This is a genomic window from Pseudomonas sp. BIOMIG1BAC (genome assembly GCF_001705995.2).
In the GTDB taxonomy this organism is placed as follows: domain Bacteria; phylum Pseudomonadota; class Gammaproteobacteria; order Pseudomonadales; family Pseudomonadaceae; genus Aquipseudomonas; species Aquipseudomonas sessilinigenes.
The window spans coordinates 3,613,077-3,633,164 of record NZ_CP049045.1 but is presented as its reverse complement, the minus strand read 5'-3'; the positions used below and the strand labels follow the sequence as shown (position 1 = coordinate 3,633,164).

Genomic DNA, 20,088 nt, shown 5'->3' with positions numbered 1-20,088 from the left:
ATCGGCCCTGGCAACTGGGCGAGTCTACCGGGCGGACGGAGTACCTTATGACCCCACACACCCTGAGTCGCAAGGCGGCCATCTGGCTGGCGGCGACGTTGATGATGTTTTATGGAGCGATGAGCATGGCAAGTAGCCTGCGTTTGGCGGACCCCTCGGAACTGGTTGGGCATTGGCAGCTGCAGCAGGAGGCCCGCCCGGGCACCGCGTGCACCCTGGACTTGCTGCAGAACGCTGCCCTGGGGGCGGGCGCCGACTGCCTGTCGCAATGGGTCGGGGAAGCCGTTGTCGGCTGGTTCCCGGAGCCCGATGGCATCGCCATCACCGGGCGTGAAGGTTCGAAAGTGATTTTCTTCAGCCGCCAGCAAGAGGGGGTGTATGAAGCACGCCTCAAGGCCGACGAGCTGATAGTTCTACAGCGTGCGGCTAATTAACGGTCGAGGTTGTTCGTTCTCTATTGGATGGGCACTAGATTGTTTCTCGATTGAACGACAGGAGTATGTTCGGGTTGCTGTTGCAGACAGCGGTCCGAATTATCTGTGTCCGCAGGCTTTATGAATTAAAAAGAGCAATTAACTAGTTATGTACTAGATTGGTTCTTCGCAAATGGACGCGGACTAACAGCTCAGGGAAATGGTTAAAAAATGGTGAAGAACTCTCATCCTGCACCTCCACTGTTCAAGGCACTGGGCGAATATAAAGGCATCTTGATCAGCGTCGGTTGTTTTACCGCGTTGATTAACTTGCTAATGCTGGTTCCTTCTATCTATATGCTGCAAGTGTATGACCGGGTGCTGTCTTCGCAGAACGAAACCACCCTGGCGATGCTGTCGCTGATGGTGGTGGGGTTCTTCGTGTTCATCGGCCTGCTGGAGGTGCTGCGCAGCTTTATCGTGATCCGCATCGGCAGCCAATTGGAGCGACGCTTCAACCTGCGGGTCTACCAGGCTGCGTTCGAGCGTAACCTGGCCCGGGGCGAAGGCCATGCCGGGCAGTCCCTGGGCGATCTGACCCATATCCGCCAGTTCCTCACCGGGCCGGCGTTGTTCGCCTTCTTCGATGCGCCCTGGTTTCCCATCTATCTGCTGGTGATCTTTGCCTTCAATATCTGGCTGGGCGTCATGGCCACGGTGGGCGCGGTGATGCTGATCGGCCTGGCCTACCTGAATGAGGGCTTGACCAAGAAGCCCCTGAGCGAAGCCAGCGGTTTTTCGCAGCAGTCCACGCAACTGGCCACCAGTCATTTGCACAATGCCGAGACCATCCAGGCCATGGGCATGCTGGGCGCCTTGCGCAAGCGTTGGTTTGGCGTGCATTCGCGTTTTCTCGGCCTGCAGAACCAGGCCAGCGATACCGGCGCGGTGATCAGCTCCCTGAGCAAGACCTTGCGCCTGTGCCTGCAATCCTTGGTGCTGGGCCTGGGGGCCTTGCTGGTGATCAAGGGCGACATGACCGCCGGGATGATGATCGCCGGATCGATTCTCATGGGCCGGGTGCTGAGCCCTATCGACCAGTTGATCGCCGTCTGGAAGCAATGGAGCTCGGCCAAGCTGGCCTACCGCCGCCTGGATGCGCTGCTGGGCGAGTTCCCTCCCAGCGACACCGCCATGTCGCTGCCAGCCCCCAAGGGCGAGGTCAGTTTCGAACAGGTCAGTGCCGGCCCTCCCGGGCGCCGGGTCGCGACCCTGCAGCAAGTCAATTTCAGCCTCCATGCCGGCGAGGTACTGGGGGTGCTGGGAGCCTCGGGTTCCGGCAAGTCGACCCTGGCCCGGGTGCTGGTCGGCGTGTGGCCAACCCTGGCTGGCGTAGTGCGCCTGGACGGCGCTGACATCCACCGCTGGAACCGTGATGAGTTGGGCCCCTACATCGGCTACCTGCCCCAGGATATCGAGCTGTTCACCGGCAGCATTGCCGAGAACATCGCGCGTTTTCGCCAGGCCGACCCGGAGCAGGTGGTCCAGGCTGCGCAACTGGCAGGCGTGCACGAACTGATCTTGCGCCTGCCCCAGGGCTACGACACTGTGCTGGGGGATGACGGCAGCGGCCTGTCCGGCGGTCAGAAGCAGCGGGTGGCCCTGGCTCGGGCCCTGTACGGCAACCCCAGCCTGGTGGTACTCGACGAACCCAACTCGAATCTCGACACCGTTGGTGAAAGTGCCCTGGCGGCAGCAATCGCCCAGCTCAAGGCCCGCGGTACCAGCGTGGTGCTGGTGACCCACCGCTCTTCGGTACTGGCCCTGGCCGACAAGCTGCTGGTGCTCAACGAAGGTCGATTGCAAGCCTTCGGCCCCAGCCAGGAAGTACTCAAGGCACTGTCCGGCGCGCAACAGACCCAGGCCCAGGATGCGCCTCGGGAGCGACCCGCGGCAGCAGCTCCCGGCGGCTTGAGCATGAGCCGCCAGTATCAGGCCCCTACGCGCAATCAAGGCGCATGAGCAAGGACAGCAGCATGATGATCGAACAGGACTACGCGCCGGAGCGGGTCGAACGCGATGCCGGGTTTTTTGTGCGCATGGGTTGGCTCCTGGCATTGGCAGGGGCTGGCAGCTTCTTCGCATGGGCGGCCCTGGCGCCCCTGGACCAGGGGATACCGGTGCAAGGCACCGTGGTGGTGTCGGGCAAGCGCAAGGCCGTGCAGTCCATGAGCAGCGGCGTGGTCAGCCGCATCCTGGTACGTGAAGGCGAAAGCGTGAAGCAGGGCCAGCCGCTGTTCCGCCTGGACCAGACCCAGGTAGCGGCGGATGTGCAATCGCTGCAAGCCCAGTACCGCATGGCCATGGCCAGCCTGGCGCGCTGGCGCAGCGAGCGCGACGGCCTCAAGCAGGTGGATTTTCCCGCGTCATTGACAAACAGCGACGATCCGCGCCTGGCCCTGGTGCTCGAGGGCCAGCGGCAGTTGTTCAGCAGCCGGCGCGAAGCCTTTTTGCGCGAGCAAGCGGCAATCCGCGCCAATATAGAGGGCGCTACCGCGCAACTGGCCGGCATGCGCCGGGCTCGCAGCGACCTGGGCAGCCAGGCCGAGTCCCTGCGTCAGCAACTGGGCAACCTGCAACCCTTGGCCGACAACGGCTACATCCCCCGCAATCGCCTGCTGGAGTACCAGCGCCAGCTGTCCCAGGTTCAACAGGAACTGGCGCAGAACACCGGTGAGAGCGGGCGAGTGGAGCAGGGCATCCTCGAGTCCCGGCTCAAGCTGCAGCAGCATGGCGAGGAATACCAGAAGGAGGTACGCAGCCAACTGGCGGAAGCCCAGCTCAAGACCCAGACCCTGGAGCAGCAATTGACTTCCGCCGGGTTCGACTTGCAGCACAGCGAGATCATCGCTACCGCCGACGGCATTGCAGTCAACCTCGGGGTCCATACCGAGGGCGCGGTGGTGCGCCAGGGCGACACGCTGCTGGAGATCGTGCCCCAGGGCACGCATCTGGAAGTGGAAGGGCGCCTGCCGGTGAACCTGGTGGACAAGGTCGGCAGCCAGTTGCCCGTCGATATTCTCTTTACCGCGTTCAACCAGAGTCGCACACCCCGGGTCTCCGGCGAGGTCAGCCTGGTGTCCGCCGACCAGATGATCGACGAGCGTACCGGCATGCCGTACTACGTGCTGCGCAGCAGCGTCAGCGACCAGGCCATGGAGAAGCTCAACGGGCTGGTGATCAAGCCCGGTATGCCGGCGGAGATGTTCGTTCGCACCGGTGAGCGTTCGTTGCTCAACTACCTGTTCAAGCCCCTGCTCGACCGGGCTGGCTCTGCACTGACCGAAGAATAAGGATGTCGCGTCGTATGAGTAAGCTTTCCATCCTCGCTGCAACCTTGGCTTTGCTGGTGTGCCAGGGGGCCCAGGCCATGGGGCCGTTCCAGGTCTACGAACTGGCCGTGCGCAACGATCCGGTGTTTCTCGCCGCGATCAAGGAGCGCGATGCCGGGCTTGAAAACCGCATCATCGGCCGCGCCGGGTTGCTGCCCAGGCTCAGCTACAACTACAACAAGGGCCACAACAACTCCAAGGCGACCTACCCCAGCCCTCGGGGCGGCAACCAGACCGACAAGCGCAACTACGACAGCTACGGCTCGTCACTGACCCTGCAGCAACCGTTGTTCGACTACGAGGCCTATGCCAGCTATCGCAAGGGCGTAGCCCAGGCGTTGTTCGCCGACGAAAACTTTCGCAGCAAGAGCCAGGAACTGTTGCTCAGGGTCCTGGACTACTACACCAAGGCCCTGTTCGCCCAGGACCAGATCGACATTGCCCTGGCCAAGAAGAAGGCCTTCGACCAGCAGTTCCAGCAGAATCGCCACCTGTTCGAGCGGGGCGAGGGCACGCGTACCGATATCCTCGAGGCCGAGTCGCGTTATGAGCTGGCCACTGCCGAGGAGATCCAGGCCCGGGACGAACAGGATGCGGCCCTGCGCGAATTGGCGGCGCTGATCGGTGAACCGGCCATCGATGTGCGAGACCTGGACCCGCTGCAAGAGAGCTTCCAGTCGTTCGCCCTGAGCCCGGCCACCTATGACAGTTGGCATGAGATCGCCCTGAGCAACAACCCGATGCTGGCCTCCCAGCGCCAGCGGGTGGAAGTGGCCCGCTACGAGGTGGAGCGTAACCGCGCCGGGCACCTGCCCAGGCTCAGCGCCTACGCCACCTCGCGCCAGAACGAGTCCGAGAGTGGCAACACCTATAACCAGCGCTACGACACCAACACCATCGGGATCGAGATCAGCATGCCGCTCTACGCTGGCGGCGGGGTCTCGGCCTCGACCCGCCAGGCCAGCCGCAATATGGAACAGGCCGAATACGAGCTGGACGGCAGGACCCGGGAAACCCTGATTGAACTGCGCCGGCAATTCAGTGCCTGTCTATCTGGGGTGAGCAAGTTGCGCGCTTATCAGAAGGCCTTGACGTCGGCCGAGGCGCTGGTGGTCTCCACCAAGCAGAGCATCCTCGGGGGCGAGCGGGTCAACCTTGACGCGCTGAACGCCGAACAGCAGCTGTACACCACCCGGCGCGACCTGGCCCAGGCCCGTTACGACTACTTGATGGCCTGGACCAAGTTGCACTACTACGCAGGCACCCTGCGTGAAGCAGACCTGGCCAGGGTCGATGAGGCTTTCGGCCAACGTACAGTGCCCTAGGCCTTTGCCGAAGGACGTGGGCACAGGGATGAAAAAAGGAGAAAGCAGATGAGCATCTTCGACTACAAGAACGCCCTTGGCAGTGCCGGTAAAGCCCAGTACAGCGACGCCATTACCCTGGCCCTGTATGCCTCGACCCCCACGGGGCAACCGTTGCCGGGGACGTCCTGGCGGCCGATCAGCGCGACGCAGCTGGGCTATGAGGGCAACGTCAGCGCCCAGGGCACCATTTCCGGCGAACAGGCGTCGGTCAGCGATGCCCAGGTGGAGATCCTTGGCAAGTACGACGCCAGTGGGCAGTTGCTGTCCATCGGCATCAGCTTTCGTGGCACCGACAGCCTCGCCGATGCGGTGAACGACCTGCAGGCGGCGTTCTCCCCGGGCTTTGCCGACAACTACAGCCGCCTGGCCTTCGACAACCTGCTGGGCAAGGTCGCTGCCTTCGCCGCTGCCCAGGGCCTGGCCGGCAAGGACGTGCTGGTCACCGGGCACAGCCTGGGCGGGCTGGGGGTCAACAGCCTGGCCGCCATGAGCGGCGAGCACTGGGGCGGTTTCTTCAAGGATGCCAACTATGTGGCCTTCGCCTCGCCGACCCAGAGCGCCAATAGCCAACAGGTACTGAACATCGGCTATGAGAACGATCCGGTATTCCGGGTGTTGGACGGTACCCACTTCAACGGCTCGTCCCTGGGCACCCACGACCGGCCCCAGGAGTCGGCGACCAACAATATCGTCAGCTTCACCGATCACTATTCGTCGCTGCTGGGCAAGCTGGTGCCCCAGAGCATCCTCAACCCGGCATCCTGGTCGGCCCATAGTGCAGTGGACTACGCCGCGGGCCTGAATCGCCTGGTCGCCTCGGATTTCTATGACCTGACCAGTCGCGATTCCACGGTGGTGATCTCCAACCTGTCCGAGGGCAAGCGCGACCAGGTCTGGGTCAAGGACCTCAACCTCTACGCCGAGCAGCACACCGGCAGCACCTTCATCATCGGCACCGATGGCAACGACCTGCTGCACGGCGGCAAGGGCAACGACTACCTGGACGGCGGTGCTGGCGATGATCGGTTCCGCGATGACGGCGGCTACAACATCATCCACGGTGGCCAGGGCCATAACGTGCTGGAGCTGCGCCAACCCTTGCAGAACTTCTCCATCGCCAACGACGGCGACGGCACCTTGTACATCCGCGATGCCTACGGTGGTATCAGCATGACCCGCGATATCGGGGCGCTGGTCAGCCACGAGCAGGGCAGCTTCTGGCAGTGGGGCGGTCGGGACGTCACCTACAGCCTTAGCGCCGACGGCATGTTCGATGGCCATGCGTGGTACGCCTACAACCATTCCCTCAATGGCGATGGCTATGGCAACACCCTGCTGGCTAGCGTCGATGGCGACTGGTTGTTCGGCCATGATGGCAACGACTTCCTGGGCAGCGACAGGTCCAACGTGACCTTCGTCGGTGGCAGCGGCAATGACGTGATGCAGTCCGGCGGTGGCGGGGTGAACACCTTTTTGTTCAGCGGCAACTTCGGCAATGACCTGATCCACGGTTACCAGGCCAGCGACAAGCTGGTGTTCATGGGCGTACCGGGGATCGACGCCCACTACGACTACAACCAGCACGTGTCTCAGGATGGCAACGACACCTTGCTCAAGGTCGGCGACTACTCCGTGACGCTGCTGGGCGTTGGTATTGAGGGACTCAACGGCTCAAGCTTCGTTTTCGCCTGAAGCCGAGGTAACAGGCCAGGGGCGGGTGAGCGCCCCTGGTTCGATAGGGCCGCAAGCTTGCGGCCAGGCAACGCAGCGGTATATCGATCGACCCGGAATGGGCGATCCAACAACAAAAACAAGAGAAGTCATCGACATGGATGTGAGATCTGATCAGCTCAAGACGCTGACGGGCACCTTGTGCCTGGCGTTTGCCACCGGACTGCCGCTGTCGGTTGCGGCGGCTTATCAGGAGACCGGCCGCCAGGGCGATCCCGCCAGTTGGCGTTCGGCCGAATACCAGCAGGACTGGGGCCTGGAACGCATGCAGGCGAACCAAGCCTATGCGGCCGGCATCACCGGTGCCGGGGTCAAGATCGGCGCCCTGGATTCCGGGTTCGACCCGACCCATCCCGAAGCCAGCCCCGAGCGTTTTCATGCGGTCACCGCCAGTGGCCAATACCTGGATGGCAGCCCATTCAATGTCTCCGGTGTCCTCAACGGCGCCAACGACAGCCATGGCACCCATGTCACCGGCACCATGGGAGCGGCGCGCGATGGCAATGGCATGCACGGCGTGGCCTTCAATGCCCAGGTATATGTGGGCAACACCAACCACAACGACAGTTTCCTGTTCGGCCCAGGCCCTGACCCCAAGTACTTCGCGGCCGCTTATGGGGCCCTGGCCGACGCCGGGGTACGCGCCATCAACAACAGCTGGGGCAGCCAGCCCAAGGATGTCAGCTACCAGACCCTGGACGGCTTGCGCGCGGCCTACGCCCAGCACTTTCAGCAAGGGACCTGGCTGGATGCCGCGGCCGAGGTCTCGCGCCGTGGGGTGATCAATGTCTTCAGCGCCGGCAACAGCGGTTATGCCAATGCCAGCGTGCGCGCCGGGCTGCCGTACTTCCAGCCGGACCTGGAGGGCCATTGGCTGGCCGTCTCGGGGCTGGACAAGAACAACCAGCAGAAATACAACCAGTGCGGCATCGCCAAATACTGGTGCCTGGCGACACCGGGCGCAGCGATTACCAGCACGGTGCCCGGTGGCGGCTACGCGACCTACAACGGCACGTCCATGGCTGCGCCCCATGCCACCGGGGCCTTGGCCCTGGTGATGGAGCGCTATCCGTACCTGAACAACCAGCAGGCCTTGCAAGTGCTGCTGACCACCTCCCGGCAGCTTGATGGCTCGCCCACCCAGGCCCCCAGCGAGCGGGTCGGCTGGGGTGTGCCGGACCTGGGACGGGCGCTGCATGGGCCCGGGCAGTTGCTGGGTGAGTTCAATGTCAACCTGGGGGCCGGGCAGGGTGATATCTGGAACAATGGCATCTCCGACCAGGCCCTGGTCCAGCGCCAGGCCGAGGATGCCGCCGAACACCAGGCCTGGCAGCAGACCCTCAAGGATCGGGGCTGGGAGCATGGCCTGGCGCCGGGGGCCAGCCAGCAGGACCGTACCGACTACGCCCTGGGCATGGCCCGGGATGCCGCCGCAGCACAGCGGTCCTACCAGGGCAGCCTGGTCAAGTCCGGGGACGGTTGGCTGGTGCTGGGAGGCGCCAATAGCTATCGCGGTGCAACGACGGTCGAAGGTGGGCAACTGAGCGTCAATGGCAGCTTGCTATCGACGGTCACGGTCAAGGCCGCAGGCACCCTGGGAGGGACCGGGCAGATTGGCGGGCTGACCGCGCAAGCCGGTTCCCGAATCGCTCCGGGCAATTCCATCGGCACCTTGAATGTGGCGGGCAATGTGGATCTGCAGCCGGGTTCCAGCTACCGGGTGGAGCTGTCGCCCACGGCCAGCGACCGCATCGTGGCCAGCGGCCAGGCCAGTGTCCAGGGCGCCAATGTCAGCCTGTTGCCCCAGAGTCGGCCGGACCTGCTGAGCGCAGGCCCAGTGCAGAGCCTGGTCGGGCGCCAGTACGACATCCTGCAAGCGGCAGGTGGGGTCAGCGGGCGCTTTGCCGGTGTCCAGCCTGGTTATCTGTTTCTGGATACCCGCCTGGATTACTCGGCCAACGCCGTGCAACTGGACCTGACGCGCAGTGCCGCGAGTTTTGCCAGTGTCGGTGCCAGTGCCAACCAGCGCTCCAGCGGCGCGGCCGTGGAACGGCTGGGACCGGGTAACCCGGTGTACGAAAGCCTGCTGCTCTCGACTTCCCAGGCGGGTGCCCAGGAGGCCATGCGCCAGCTGGCGGGAGAAATCTATCCGGCCCTGGATTCGATGCTGCTCAGCCAGGGCTCTGTGGTTCGTGACGCCCTGGGCGAGCGCCTGCAACGCTCCGCACTGGCCCCGGCGGGCGAGTCGGGGGCGAACCAGGTGTGGTTCAAGGGCCTGGGCAGTTGGGGGCGGATCGAGGGGGTGGACGGCAACGAGTCCTACACCAGCTCCCTGGGGGGGGCGCTGCTGGGTGTCGATCGGGATTTCGACGAACAGACCCGGGCCGGCCTGGCGGCGGGCTACAGCGACAGTTCCCTGGGCATGGGCGATACCCATTCCCGAGCCAAGGTGGATAGCTATCACCTGGGGGCCTATGCCCGGCATGACGTGGACGCGTGGCGCCTGAGCCTGGGCGGCAGCTACAGCTGGCATCGTGCACAGGTCCGGCGCGACCTGGCCTACGGCGAAGTGTCCGGGCGCCAGCGGGCCCGGGTCGATGCTCGTAGCCAGCAGCTGTTCGCCGAAGCAGCCTATCGCTTGATGTTGCAACCCCTGCAACTGGAGCCCTTCGCCAACCTGACCTACCAGAACCTTAAGCGCGACAGCTTCCATGAGAAGGGTGGCGCGGCCGCCTTGCATGCCGGTGAAGAGCGGCGGGACGCCTGGCTCGGCACCCTTGGGCTGCGGGCCGGCCAGCAGTGGCAGCTGTCTTCGCAGCAAAGCCTGGACGTGGCGGCGAGCCTGGGCTGGCAACACCGCCTGAGCGGCACCCAGGACAGTGAACACCTGGCGTTTGCCGGCAGCGATAGCGCGTTTCGGGTCGACAGTGCACCGGCCCTGCGGGATGCAGCGGTCGTGGGGGCGCAGGCGCGCCTGGGGCTGACGCGCAACCTGGACTTGAGCCTGGACTACCAGGGCCGCCTGGCCAGCCGTGAGCAACAGCATGGTGCCGGGCTCAATCTCCAGTGGCGTTTCTAAGGTCACTGGCTGGCGAGTGGAACGCCCGCTGGCTGGGCGTTTCTCGCGCCATTTTATTGATGCGGTTTTTTCAATGCAGCTAAGGAAGGTCGTAGTGAAGCAACTCAAATGCAGCGAGGGTCGTACGGTTGGACAGGGCAGGGTGCTACGCCCGTTGGGGCGGGCATTGATGGGCTGGGCGGTGCTGGCGGGTACCGCCCAGGCCGCGCCCTATGTCGAGAGCGGGCGCCTGGGGGATGCCAGTAGCTGGCGCAGCAGTGAATTCAAGGCTGATTGGGGGCTGGGGGCGATCAATGCCGACAGCGCCTATGCCGCCGGCTATAGCGGCAAGGGGGTCAAGCTGGGGATCTTCGACCAGCCGGTGTATGCCAAGCACCCGGAGTTCGCCGGCCAGGACAAGATCGTGACCCTCATCACCAGTGGCATCCGCCAGTACACCGACCCCTATATCCCGGTGAAGGCCGGTGATGCCTTTCGTTATGACGGCAGCCCGTCGGTAGGCTCGGATGGCAAGCTCGGCTCCCACGGTACCCACGTCGGCGGGATCGCCGCCGGTAACCGTGATGGCGTAGAGATGCATGGCGTGGCCTATGACGCGCAGATCATCAGTGCCGACAACGGCGACCCCGGCCCCGAGGATGGCATCGTCCTGGGCAACGATGGCGCGGTGTACAAGGCCGGCTGGGACAGCCTGGTGAACAGCGGCGCACGGATCATCAACAACAGCTGGGGCATCGGCATCACCGATCGCTTCGCCAAGGGTGGGCGCAATCCGGATTTCCCGCATTTCACCGTGGACGATGCCCGCGCGCAGTTCGCGCAGATCCAGCCATTGCTGGGCACCTTGCCCGGCGGTGCCTATGACGGCGCCATCGCCGCTGCCCGCAGTGGGGTCCTGACCATCTTCGCCGCTGGCAACGACTACAACCTGAACAACCCCGATGCGATTGCCGGGCTGGGCTATTTCGTCCCGCAAATCGCTCCCAGCTGGATGACCGTGGCGGCGTTGCAGCAGAACCCCGACACCAGCAGCGCCAATCCGTACGTGATCAGTACGTTCTCGTCCCGTTGCGGCTATACCGCAAGCTTCTGCGTCTCGGCCCCCGGTACCCGGATCTACAGCGCGGTGATTGGCGGCACCAGCCTGGAAAACCTGACCCTGGGCTACGCCAACAAGAACGGTACGTCCATGGCGGCGCCCCATGCCGCTGGCGCGGCGGCAGTGCTGATGGAGCGCTTCCCCTACATGAGCGGCGCACAGATCGCCAGCGTGCTGCGCACCACTGCCACTGACATGGGCGCGCCGGGCATCGATGCCCTGTACGGCTGGGGCATGATCAACCTGGACAAGGGTATCCGCGGCCCGGGCATGCTGGTCACCGAGCAGGACATTCCCGAGGAGTTCCGCATCGCCGGCGGCTACGGGCCAACGCAGTTCGTGGCCGACTTGCCGGGCATCGGCGCCCTGGTGGACGCCGGCAAGCCGACCCAGCGGCGTTGCAACGACCTGAGTTGCGTGCTGGACCTGTGGAGCAACGATATCGGCGGCCATGGCGGCCTGACCAAGCAGGGCGTCGGTACCCTGGTGCTCAGCGGCAACAACAGCTACTCGGGCCCGACCCTGGTCAACCAGGGACGATTGGCGGTCAATGGCTCGCTGCAATCGACGGTGACGGTCAATGCCGGCGGCATCGTGGGCGGTAACGGCCGGATCGGCGCGCTGATCGCCAATGCTGGCGGCGTGGTGGCGCCCGGTAACTCCATCGGCACCTTGCAGGTGAGCTCCGATGTGACCTTCCAGCCGGGCTCGACCTATGCCGTGGAAGTGGCCACCAACGGTGCCGATCGCCTGGTCAGCGATGGCAAGGCCTCGCTGGGTGGGGCAAACCTGGCGCTGGACCTGCAAAACCCGGGAGTTTCCCTGGCAGCACAGCAGGCACCGAGCCTAGTGGGGCGCCAGTTCGACATCCTGGATGCCGCAGGCGGAGTGCAGGGCAGCTTTGCCAACGTGACGTCCAATTCGCTGTTCCTCGGTGGCGGCCTGGCCTATTCCGGTACCGGTGTGCAGTTGGCGGTCCAGCGCAATGCCACCTCCTTTGCCAGTGTCGGCTTGACTGCCAACCAGCGCTCGGTGGCGGCGGCTGCCGACCGCCTGGGGGCAGGCAATCCGGTGTATGAAAGCCTGTTGCTGTCCTCCAGTGCGAGCAGCGCCCAGCAAGCCTTCGACCAGCTTTCCGGGGAAATCCACCCGGCGGTGAGCAACCTGTTGCTCAACGACAGCCGTCATCTGCGCGATGCCGTGGGTGAACGAACCCGTCAGCAGGGTGTAGCGGCCGCGCCTGCGGTGAGCGGCGCCGATACCGGGTTGTGGGTCAAGGCCCTGGGGGCCTGGGGCAAGACCGATGGTGACTCCGCCCAGGCTCGCTACAGCAGTTCCATCGCTGGCCTGCTGCTGGGCGTCGACGGGCAGATGAGCGAGGACACCCGCGTGGGCGTGTTCACTGGCTACAGCGACAGCTCGCTGAACATGGGCGATGGGCGTCACTCTTCGGCCACCGTCGACAGCTACCACCTGGGTGCCTATGCCGGGAAGGAACTGGAGCAGGTGCGCTTGAGCCTGGGCGGCAGCCACAGCTGGCACCGGATCGAGACCAAGCGCGAGCTGCAGTACAACGAGGTCTCCGATCGCCAGAAGAGCAAGCGTGACGCCCAGAGCACCCAGGTGTTCGGCGAAGCGGCGTGGAAAATCGCGTTGCCCGGTGTCGCCCTGGAGCCCTTCGCTGGCCTGACCTACGTGCATGTGGACAGCGACAGCTTCAAGGAACATGGCGGGGCTGCGGCGCTCAAGGGCGCCAAGGACAATCGCGATGCCTGGCTATCGACCCTGGGCCTGCGCGCGGGCAAGCAACTGCAGTTGTCCACGGGCCAGACAGTGGAGCTGTCCGGCACCCTGGGTTGGCAGCACAACCTGAGTTCGGTGGGGTCCGAGCAGCACTTGGCCTTCGCCGGCCAGGGCGACAGCTACAAGGTCCAGGCGGTCGCCCTGGATCGCGATGCCGCCGTGGTCGGTGCCCGGGCAGGCATTGCCCTGAACAGCCAGGCCCGGGTCAACCTGGACTACAACGCATTGCTGGGCAGCCGTGACAAGAGCCATGGGGTCGGCCTGACCCTGGACTGGGCGTTCTGAGGCCCCAGCAACGGATATGCAAGGTGTTGTACCAGCCCTGCCAGCCTGGCGACAGGCCGGCAGGGCACTCGCTATCTCTGACAAATCTAACAAAAGAGAGGCAATACCATGGGTGTCTACGACTACAAAAACCTCAGTACGGCTGAATCCAAGGCGCTGTTCACCGATGCCATGGCCATCACGCTGTATTCCTACCACAACCTCGACAATGGCTTTGCCGTGGGCTACCAGCACAATGGCTTCGGCCTTGGCCTGCCGGCGACCCTGATCACTGCCTTGATCGGCAGTAGCGATTCCCAGGGGGTGATCCCCGGCATTCCCTGGAACCCGGACTCGGAGAAGGCCGCCAAGGACGCGTTGAACAAGGCTGGCTGGTCCACCATCAGTGCCCAGCAGTTGGGCTACACCGGCAAGGTGGACGCACGCGGCACGTTCTTCGGGGAAAAGAACGGCTATGAGACGGCCCAGGTGGAGATCCTCGGCAAGTACGATGCCCAGGGGCACCTGAGCTCCATCGGTATTTCCTTTCGCGGTACCAGCGGTCCGCGGGAATCGCTGATCAGCGACACCATCGGCGACCTGATCAGCGACCTGCTGGCAGCCCTGGGGCCCAAGGACTATGCCAAGAACTATGCGGGTGAGGCTTTTGGCAGGTTGTTGGGCGATGTCGCGACATTCGCCCAGGCCAACGGCCTGTCCGGCAAGGACATCCTGGTCAGCGGCCACAGCCTGGGCGGACTGGCGGTCAACAGCCTGGCCGACCTCAGTGGCGGACGCTGGTCCGGCTTCTTCAAGGATGCCAACTACATCGCCTACGCCTCGCCGACCCAGAGCGCCAGCGACAAGGTGCTGAATATCGGCTATGAGAACGACCCGGTGTTCCGAGCCCTGGACGGCTCGAAATTCAACCTGGATTCGCTGCATATCCACGACACTCCCCAGGCATCGGCCACCAATAACATCGTCAACTTCAACGACCACTACGCCTCGACGTTGTGGAATGTGGTGCCATTCTCGATCCTCAAGATTTCCACCTGGATCTCCCACCTGCCCACCGGCTATGGCGATGGCCTGACCCGGGTGCTGGACTCGAAGTTCTACGAGTACACCAGCAAGGACTCCACCATCGTGGTGGCCAACCTGTCCGATCCGGCCCGGGCCGATACCTGGGTCCAGGACCTGAATCGCAATGCCCAGGCCCATAAGGGCAGTACCTTCATCATCGGCACCGACGGCAATGACCTGATCCAGGGCGGCAGCGGCAACGACTACCTGGAGGGCCGCGACGGCAACGACACCTTCCGCGATGCGGGTGGCTACAACATCATCCTGGGCGGCAAGGGCAGCAATGTCCTCGATCTGCAGCATTCGGTGAACGACTACAGTTTTGCCAGCGATGGCGCCGGCACCCTGTATGTGCGCGATGCCAACGGCGGGATCAGCATCACCCGCGACATTGGCGCGATCCAGAGCAAGGAACCGGGTTTCCTCTGGGGCCTGTTCAAGGACGACGTGCTGCACCAGGTTTCCGAGCAGGGCCTGAAGGCGGGGGGCGAGTTGACCCAGTACGCCTCATCGGTGCGCGGCGATGCCGGCGACAATGTGCTCAAGGCCCATGCCGGAGGCGACTGGCTGTTCGGCCTGGATGGCAACGACCACCTGATTGGCGGCAAGGGCAATGACATTTTTGTCGGTGGCGCTGGTAACGACCTGATGGAGTCGGGGGGCGGCAACAATACGTTCCTGTTTACCGGGCACTTCGGCGAGGACCGCATCGTCGGTTACCAGGGGGGGGACAAACTGGTGTTCATGGGGGTGAGCGATGTGCGGCCCGACCAGGACTATCGGGCCCACGCCAGCAGCCATGGCAGCGACACGGTGCTGACTTTCGGCACCGACTCGGTGACGCTGGTGGGCGTCAGCCTCGCGCAACTCAACGGTTCCGGGATCACCATCGCCTGATGGGCGAGCAGCGCGGGCCCGGCCAGGGTGCGCGCTGTTTTTTTGCAATTGAGTGACCATTTGGTCAGCTGATGACTCCAATACCCCTAAAGTGTTGCCTCGTGGTTGCGTTACTACAGGCGCAGGACAAACGGTGCAATCGGTTCCAGGAGTTGGAGAGTTTTGACAGTGAGTAACAGCAAGAGGTATGTGAGCGGCCTGCTGCTGGCCTTATGGGCGTTGTCGGCAGTGGCCGAGGAGCTGCCTCATGGTTCGATTCTGCAACGTTTCGGTGTCAGCCCAGACCAATTGCCGGCCGGGCAGGCGGGGTCGTCGATGGGCCAGGCTCCGGCCCCCGCACGTTTTCATCTGGAACCTGAACAGCCGGCGTTGCAGCTACGACTGGGAGACGACCGGCCCCCGGAGAGCACCGGCAATATCAGCATCGACAACGCCAATGCCAGGGAGCGTGCGCGCTGTCGACAACTGCGTGACGAGCTGGTGAGGCGTGGCAAGGCCATGGGGGTGTTTTGTGAGCCGGGGCAGGCGGGGTTGCCCTGGTCGCCCTGAGCCGGGCGCGGGTGTTATTTTTCCTGGCGGACCGTGGCGACATCGTCCGCCTTGACCCGGATGGTCTTGCCGGAAATGTCCTGGAATTCGTAGAAGCCATCGGCGCTCTTGGTCTTGGGTTTGTCACGGGTCAGGTACTGGGTCCCGTTCTGCAGCGTGACCACCGTAGGGGAGGCGCAGCCAGCCAGGGCCAGGGTGCCGACAATGGCCAGGGGCAGGGCCAGTTTCTTCATGTTCATGCAGACCTCTATCTCTAATGGGGCATCCGGGCGGTATCGGACACTATAATCCTGGGCCTTGGTGTCGTGAAGACGACGAAAGTTCGCTGGTTGCCCATAAAAATCTTCTCTCCACCATTTATCCAATACTATTTGCCAGGCTGGGGCGCTCGCTGTTATCTGTACGCATAACCAGTATCCATCCCGCCGTGGCGCCTTTTTCCTGTGACTTCCAACCCTCTCGAGAACCCCCTGTATTACCTGCACAACTTCCAGCAGGTGCTGAGCTGGCTGGACCAGCGCTATGCCGATGTCTTGAGCGCCGAGGAGCAACGCTTCATCGCCGACTTCTCCGTGCTCGAACAGCCCTCCCAGGCATTGCTGGTCCGCATGGTGATGCGCAAGGGGCATCACTTTCGCTTGAGCAGGCTGGCCTATCCGGAGATCGGCGACAGCGCCCGGGCCCTGGCGCCATTGCTGGAGCTGGGCTGGGTCGATGAGCAGGCGCCGCTGGCGGTGGACGAATTGTTCGGCCTGTTGCAAAAGGCCGAGCTCCAGCAGTGCTTCAGTGCCCAGGCGTTGCCGGCCAAGGCACGCAAGGATCAGTGGCGGGAAATCTTGCAGGCGTTGTACCCGCAACCCCGGGCATTTGCCCAATGGTGCCCCGGGCTTGGGGACCGCCTGTTCAGCCTGACGATCATGACCCTGTGTGATCGCCTGCGCCTGATGTTCTTCGGCAATCTCTACCAGGATTGGTCGGAATTCGTGCTGGCGGACCTGGGGATCTACAGCTACGAAAAGGTCGAGATCGATGCCCAGGCTCGCGGCTTGCGCAGCCGCGACGATGTGGACGGCTTCATCTACCTGCACCGCTGCCAGGAGGCATTCGAGGCCGGACATCCATTGCCCGAGGTACTGGCACTGGTGGTTGCCTTCGAGAGTGCCAACCCCTGGCTGCACAAGCGCCGCAGCAAGTTGCTGTTCCTGCTGGGCCAGCATTGCGAGCGCCTGGCACACTGGCCCCTGGCCCATCAGATCTACCAGCAGTGCACCTATCCCGGAGCGCGCTTGCGCCTGATCCGGGTGCTGGAGCGTAGCGACGAATACTCCGCGGCCCTGGCGCTGGCCGAGCAGGCCTGGGCCGCGCCGCACAGTGCCGCCGAGGCCCAGCAGCTCGCTCGCGTGCTGCCCAGGCTACGGCGCAAGCTGGGAGGGCCGGTGGTCGCCCGGCCCAGCAGGCCAGAGGTAACGCGATTGGACCTGTGCCTGCCCCGCGAGGATGAAAGCCTGGCGGTGGAGCAGGTGGTCCAGGCGCACCTGCAGCAGGCCCATGCACCGGTGCATTACGTGGAGAACAGCCTGATCAACTCTCTGTTCGGGCTGCTGTGCTGGCCGGCGATCTTCGCGCCGTTGCCTGGGGCCTTTTTCCACCCGTTCCAGCGTGGGCCGGTGGATCTCTTGAGCGAGGACTTCCACGAGCGCCGCAGCGAGCTGTTCCAGGCCTGCCTGGATGAGCTGGACGACGGTCGTTACCGCGACAGCATTCGCCAGCGCTTCGCGAGCAAATGGGGCTTGCAATCGCCCTTCGTGTTCTGGGGCGCCTTGAGTGAGGAACTGCTGGAGCAGGCCCTGGACTGCCTGCCGGCTGCGCACCTCAAGCATTGGTTCGAGCGCCTGTTGCTGGATATCAAGGCCAATCGTGCGGGCATGCCGGACCTGATCCAGTTCTGGCCCGAGGACAGGACCTACCGCATGATCGAGGTCAAGGGCCCGGGAGATCGCCTGCAGGACAACCAATTGCGCTGGCTGGACTTCTGCCAGGAGCATGGGATGCCGGTGGCCGTGTGCTACGTGCAATGGCGGGAGCCGAGTCTTTGAGCTACCGCGTTGCGGTGCGGGCGCTTTGCGAGTTCAGTGCCAAGAGCGGTGATCTTGACCTGCGCTTCACACCATCGCCCAGCGCCCAGGAGGGCATGCTCGGACACCGTACCGTGGCTGCCCGGCGCAGCCCCGATTACCAAAGCGAAGTGCCCGTGGAAGGCCGCTATGGCGAGCTGCTGGTCAAGGGCCGGGCAGATGGCTACGACCCGCAGCAGAATCTGCTGGAGGAGATCAAGACCTACCGCGGCGACCTGGCGCGCATGCCCGACAATCACCGGCAACTGCACTGGGCCCAGGCCCGGGTCTATGCCTGGTTGCTCTGCCAGAGCCTGCAACTGCCGGCGATCCGGGTGTCGCTGGTGTATTTCGATATCCAGAGCGAGGAGGAAACGGCTTTTGTGCAAGAGCACAGTGCCGAGCAGTTGCAGGCGTTCTTCAACCAGCAATGCGCAATATTCCTCAGTTGGGCGCAACAGGAACTGCAACATCGGGCACTGCGCGACCAGGGGACTGCCGAACTGCGGTTCCCCCACGGGCAGTTTCGCCCCGGCCAGCGGCACCTGGCCGAGTCGGTGTACAAGGCGGTCAGCACCGGCCGTTGCCTGCTGGCCCAGGCTCCCACCGGTATCGGCAAGACCCTGGGCACGCTGTTTCCCATGCTCAAGGCCATGGCCCCGCAACGGCTGGACAAGCTGTTGTTCCTCACGGCCAAGACCCCGGGGCGGCGGTTGGCACTGGAGGGTGCGCGAATGCTGTTCGCCCAGCAGCCCGGATTGCCCTTGCGAGTTTTGGAGCTGGTGGCCCGGGACAAGTCCTGTGAACACCTGGACAAGGCTTGCCATGGCGAATCCTGCCCCCTGGCCAAGGGTTTCTACCAGCGCTTGCCCGCTGCCCGCCAGGCGGCGGTCCAGGTGCCGCTGCTCGATCGCCAGGCCCTGCGCCAAGTGGCGCTGGAGCACCAGGTCTGCCCTTACTACCTGAGCCAGGAGATGGCGCGCTGGAGTGACCTGGTGGTGGCTGACTACAACTACTACTTTGACTCCAGCGCCCTGTTGTTCGGGCTGGCCCAGGCCGCTCAAGAGCGCCTGGCGGTACTGGTGGACGAGGCCCACAACCTGGTAGAGCGAGGACGCGGCATGTACAGCGCCAGTCTCGACCAGCAACAACTGGCCCAAGTGCGCAAGAGCGCCCCACAAGCGTTGAAGTCATCTCTGCAACGGTTGAACCGGGAGTGGAACGCGCTGCACAAGGAGCAGCTCGTGCCTTACCAGGTCTACCAAGGCATCCCCGCTGCCTTGCTCAAGGCCTTGGGATTGTGCATCGCCGCCTTGGGCGACTACTTCGCCGAGCACCCCCAGGGGTTGGAAAGTGGGTTGCAGGGCTGGTACTTCGAGCTGTTGCAGTTCGCCCGGGTGGCGGAGTTGTTCGATGAGCAGCCATTCATCTTCGATGTCAGCAAGCGCACCTTGAGTGCCCGGCGCAGCCTGTCATGCCTGAGCCTGCGCAATGTGGTGCCGGCCGCGCTACTGCGCCCACGGATGGAGGCCGCCCGCAGCGTGGTGCTGTTTTCCGCGACCCTCAATCCAAGGCATTACTACCAGGACCTGCTGGGGCTGCCCGAGGATAGCGTGTGGGTGGATGTCGAGTCGCCGTTCGCGGCCACGCAGTTGGAAGTCCATATCGTCAAGCGGATCTCCACGCGCTATGCCCACCGCCAACAGTCCCTGGGGCCGATTGTCGAGCTGATGGCCCGCCAGTTCGCGGCACGTCCGGGAAACTACCTGGCGTTCTTCAGCAGCTTCGATTACCTGCAACAGGTGGCTGAATTACTGGCCCGGGAACATCCACACATTCCTTTGTGGCTGCAGGCACGAGGCATGGATGAAGCCGCCCGCGAGGATTTTCTGCGCAAGTTCCAGGTCGAGGGCCAGGGCATCGGTTTTGCGGTGCTCGGTGGCGCCTTCGGTGAAGGCATAGACCTCCCGGGCTCGAGGCTCATCGGTGCCTTTGTCGCCACCCTGGGCCTGCCGCAACTCAATGTATTGAACGAACAGATGAAGCAGCGCATGGGCGAACTGTTCGGCTGCGGTTATGACTACACGTACCTGTACCCCGGCTTGCAGAAGGTGGTGCAGGCGGCTGGCCGGGTGATTCGCAGCCAGGCCGATAGCGGGGTGCTGATGCTCATCGACGATCGTTTCAACGAGCCCAGGGTGCGGCGGTTGCTGCCGCGCTGGTGGGCCATCGCGCCATAGACAACGCCGCAGGACAGCCCATGGCCGGCCGGCGGCGTTGTGTTGAACCCTATG

At 63.9% G+C, this 20,088-nt stretch carries 12 protein-coding genes; 11 read left to right on the top strand and 1 reads right to left on the bottom strand.

Annotated features, from left to right (window positions below):
- The first annotated feature begins 47 nt into the window (after positions 1–47).
- From ATY02_RS16880 to ATY02_RS16840, 9 genes are all read left to right on the top strand, one after another.
- Entirely contained in the window at positions 48–434 is a 387-nt protein-coding gene (locus tag ATY02_RS16880) for an AprI/Inh family metalloprotease inhibitor (RefSeq protein ID WP_068588617.1), read from the top strand.
- 210 nt (positions 435–644) lie between these two features.
- Positions 645–2,435 (top strand): type I secretion system permease/ATPase, encoded by a 1,791-nt coding sequence (locus tag ATY02_RS16875; protein WP_068588620.1) that lies wholly within the window; start codon positions 645–647, stop codon positions 2,433–2,435.
- 14 nt (positions 2,436–2,449) lie between these two features.
- Entirely contained in the window at positions 2,450–3,766 is a 1,317-nt protein-coding gene (locus tag ATY02_RS16870) for an HlyD family type I secretion periplasmic adaptor subunit (RefSeq protein WP_416220665.1), read from the top strand.
- 2 nt (positions 3,767–3,768) lie between these two features.
- Positions 3,769–5,130: a TolC family outer membrane protein gene (locus ATY02_RS16865; protein WP_124346771.1), complete on the top strand. Its 1,362-nt coding sequence runs from the start codon at positions 3,769–3,771 to the stop codon at positions 5,128–5,130.
- Between the two features lie 48 nt (positions 5,131–5,178).
- Positions 5,179–6,864, top strand: coding sequence for a polyurethanase (locus tag ATY02_RS16860; protein ID WP_068588600.1), 1,686 nt, complete (start codon positions 5,179–5,181; stop codon positions 6,862–6,864).
- Positions 6,865–7,000: 136 nt separating this feature from the next.
- Complete coding sequence (locus tag ATY02_RS16855; RefSeq protein WP_068595853.1) at positions 7,001–9,982, top strand: autotransporter serine protease; 2,982 nt, start codon at positions 7,001–7,003, stop codon at positions 9,980–9,982.
- A gap of 169 nt (positions 9,983–10,151) precedes the next feature.
- Positions 10,152–13,169 (top strand): autotransporter serine protease, encoded by a 3,018-nt coding sequence (locus tag ATY02_RS16850; protein WP_228022322.1) that lies wholly within the window; start codon positions 10,152–10,154, stop codon positions 13,167–13,169.
- A gap of 108 nt (positions 13,170–13,277) precedes the next feature.
- Entirely contained in the window at positions 13,278–15,131 is a 1,854-nt protein-coding gene (locus ATY02_RS16845; protein ID WP_068587307.1) for a polyurethanase, read from the top strand.
- A gap of 168 nt (positions 15,132–15,299) precedes the next feature.
- Positions 15,300–15,680: a hypothetical protein gene (locus tag ATY02_RS16840; protein ID WP_068587363.1), complete on the top strand. Its 381-nt coding sequence runs from the start codon at positions 15,300–15,302 to the stop codon at positions 15,678–15,680.
- Positions 15,681–15,694: 14 nt separating this feature from the next.
- On the opposite strand, the gene ATY02_RS16835 is transcribed toward ATY02_RS16840, so the two are convergent.
- Positions 15,695–15,919 carry a YgdI/YgdR family lipoprotein gene (locus ATY02_RS16835; RefSeq protein WP_068587309.1) on the bottom strand — a complete coding sequence of 75 codons (225 nt, stop codon included), beginning with the start codon at positions 15,917–15,919 and terminating at the stop codon, positions 15,695–15,697.
- 204 nt (positions 15,920–16,123) lie between these two features.
- On the opposite strand from ATY02_RS16835, the gene ATY02_RS16830 reads away from it, so the two are divergent.
- Both ATY02_RS16830 and ATY02_RS16825 read left to right on the top strand, forming a co-directional pair.
- Entirely contained in the window at positions 16,124–17,776 is a 1,653-nt protein-coding gene (locus ATY02_RS16830; RefSeq protein ID WP_068587311.1) for a VRR-NUC domain-containing protein, read from the top strand.
- Positions 17,773–20,034 carry an ATP-dependent DNA helicase gene (locus ATY02_RS16825; protein WP_068587365.1) on the top strand — a complete coding sequence of 754 codons (2,262 nt, stop codon included), beginning with the start codon at positions 17,773–17,775 and terminating at the stop codon, positions 20,032–20,034. Before ATY02_RS16830 ends, ATY02_RS16825 begins: the two co-directional genes overlap by 4 nt.
- Positions 20,035–20,088 lie beyond the last annotated feature (54 nt).

Bases quoted from the DNA above. Each gene is read 5' to 3' on its own strand.
- ATY02_RS16870 (WP_416220665.1), top strand. From the start codon at position 2,450: ATGATGATCGAACAGGACTACGCGCCGGAGCGGGTCGAACGCGATGCC.
- ATY02_RS16865 (WP_124346771.1), top strand. From the start codon at position 3,769: ATGTCGCGTCGTATGAGTAAGCTTTCCATCCTCGCTGCAACCTTGGCT.
- ATY02_RS16845 (WP_068587307.1), top strand. From the start codon at position 13,278: ATGGGTGTCTACGACTACAAAAACCTCAGTACGGCTGAATCCAAGGCG.
- ATY02_RS16880 (WP_068588617.1), top strand. From the start codon at position 48: ATGACCCCACACACCCTGAGTCGCAAGGCGGCCATCTGGCTGGCGGCG.
- ATY02_RS16855 (WP_068595853.1), top strand. From the start codon at position 7,001: ATGGATGTGAGATCTGATCAGCTCAAGACGCTGACGGGCACCTTGTGC.
- ATY02_RS16850 (WP_228022322.1), top strand. From the start codon at position 10,152: ATGGGCTGGGCGGTGCTGGCGGGTACCGCCCAGGCCGCGCCCTATGTC.
- ATY02_RS16835 (WP_068587309.1), bottom strand. From the start codon at position 15,919: ATGAACATGAAGAAACTGGCCCTGCCCCTGGCCATTGTCGGCACCCTG.
- ATY02_RS16860 (WP_068588600.1), top strand. From the start codon at position 5,179: ATGAGCATCTTCGACTACAAGAACGCCCTTGGCAGTGCCGGTAAAGCC.
- ATY02_RS16875 (WP_068588620.1), top strand. From the start codon at position 645: ATGGTGAAGAACTCTCATCCTGCACCTCCACTGTTCAAGGCACTGGGC.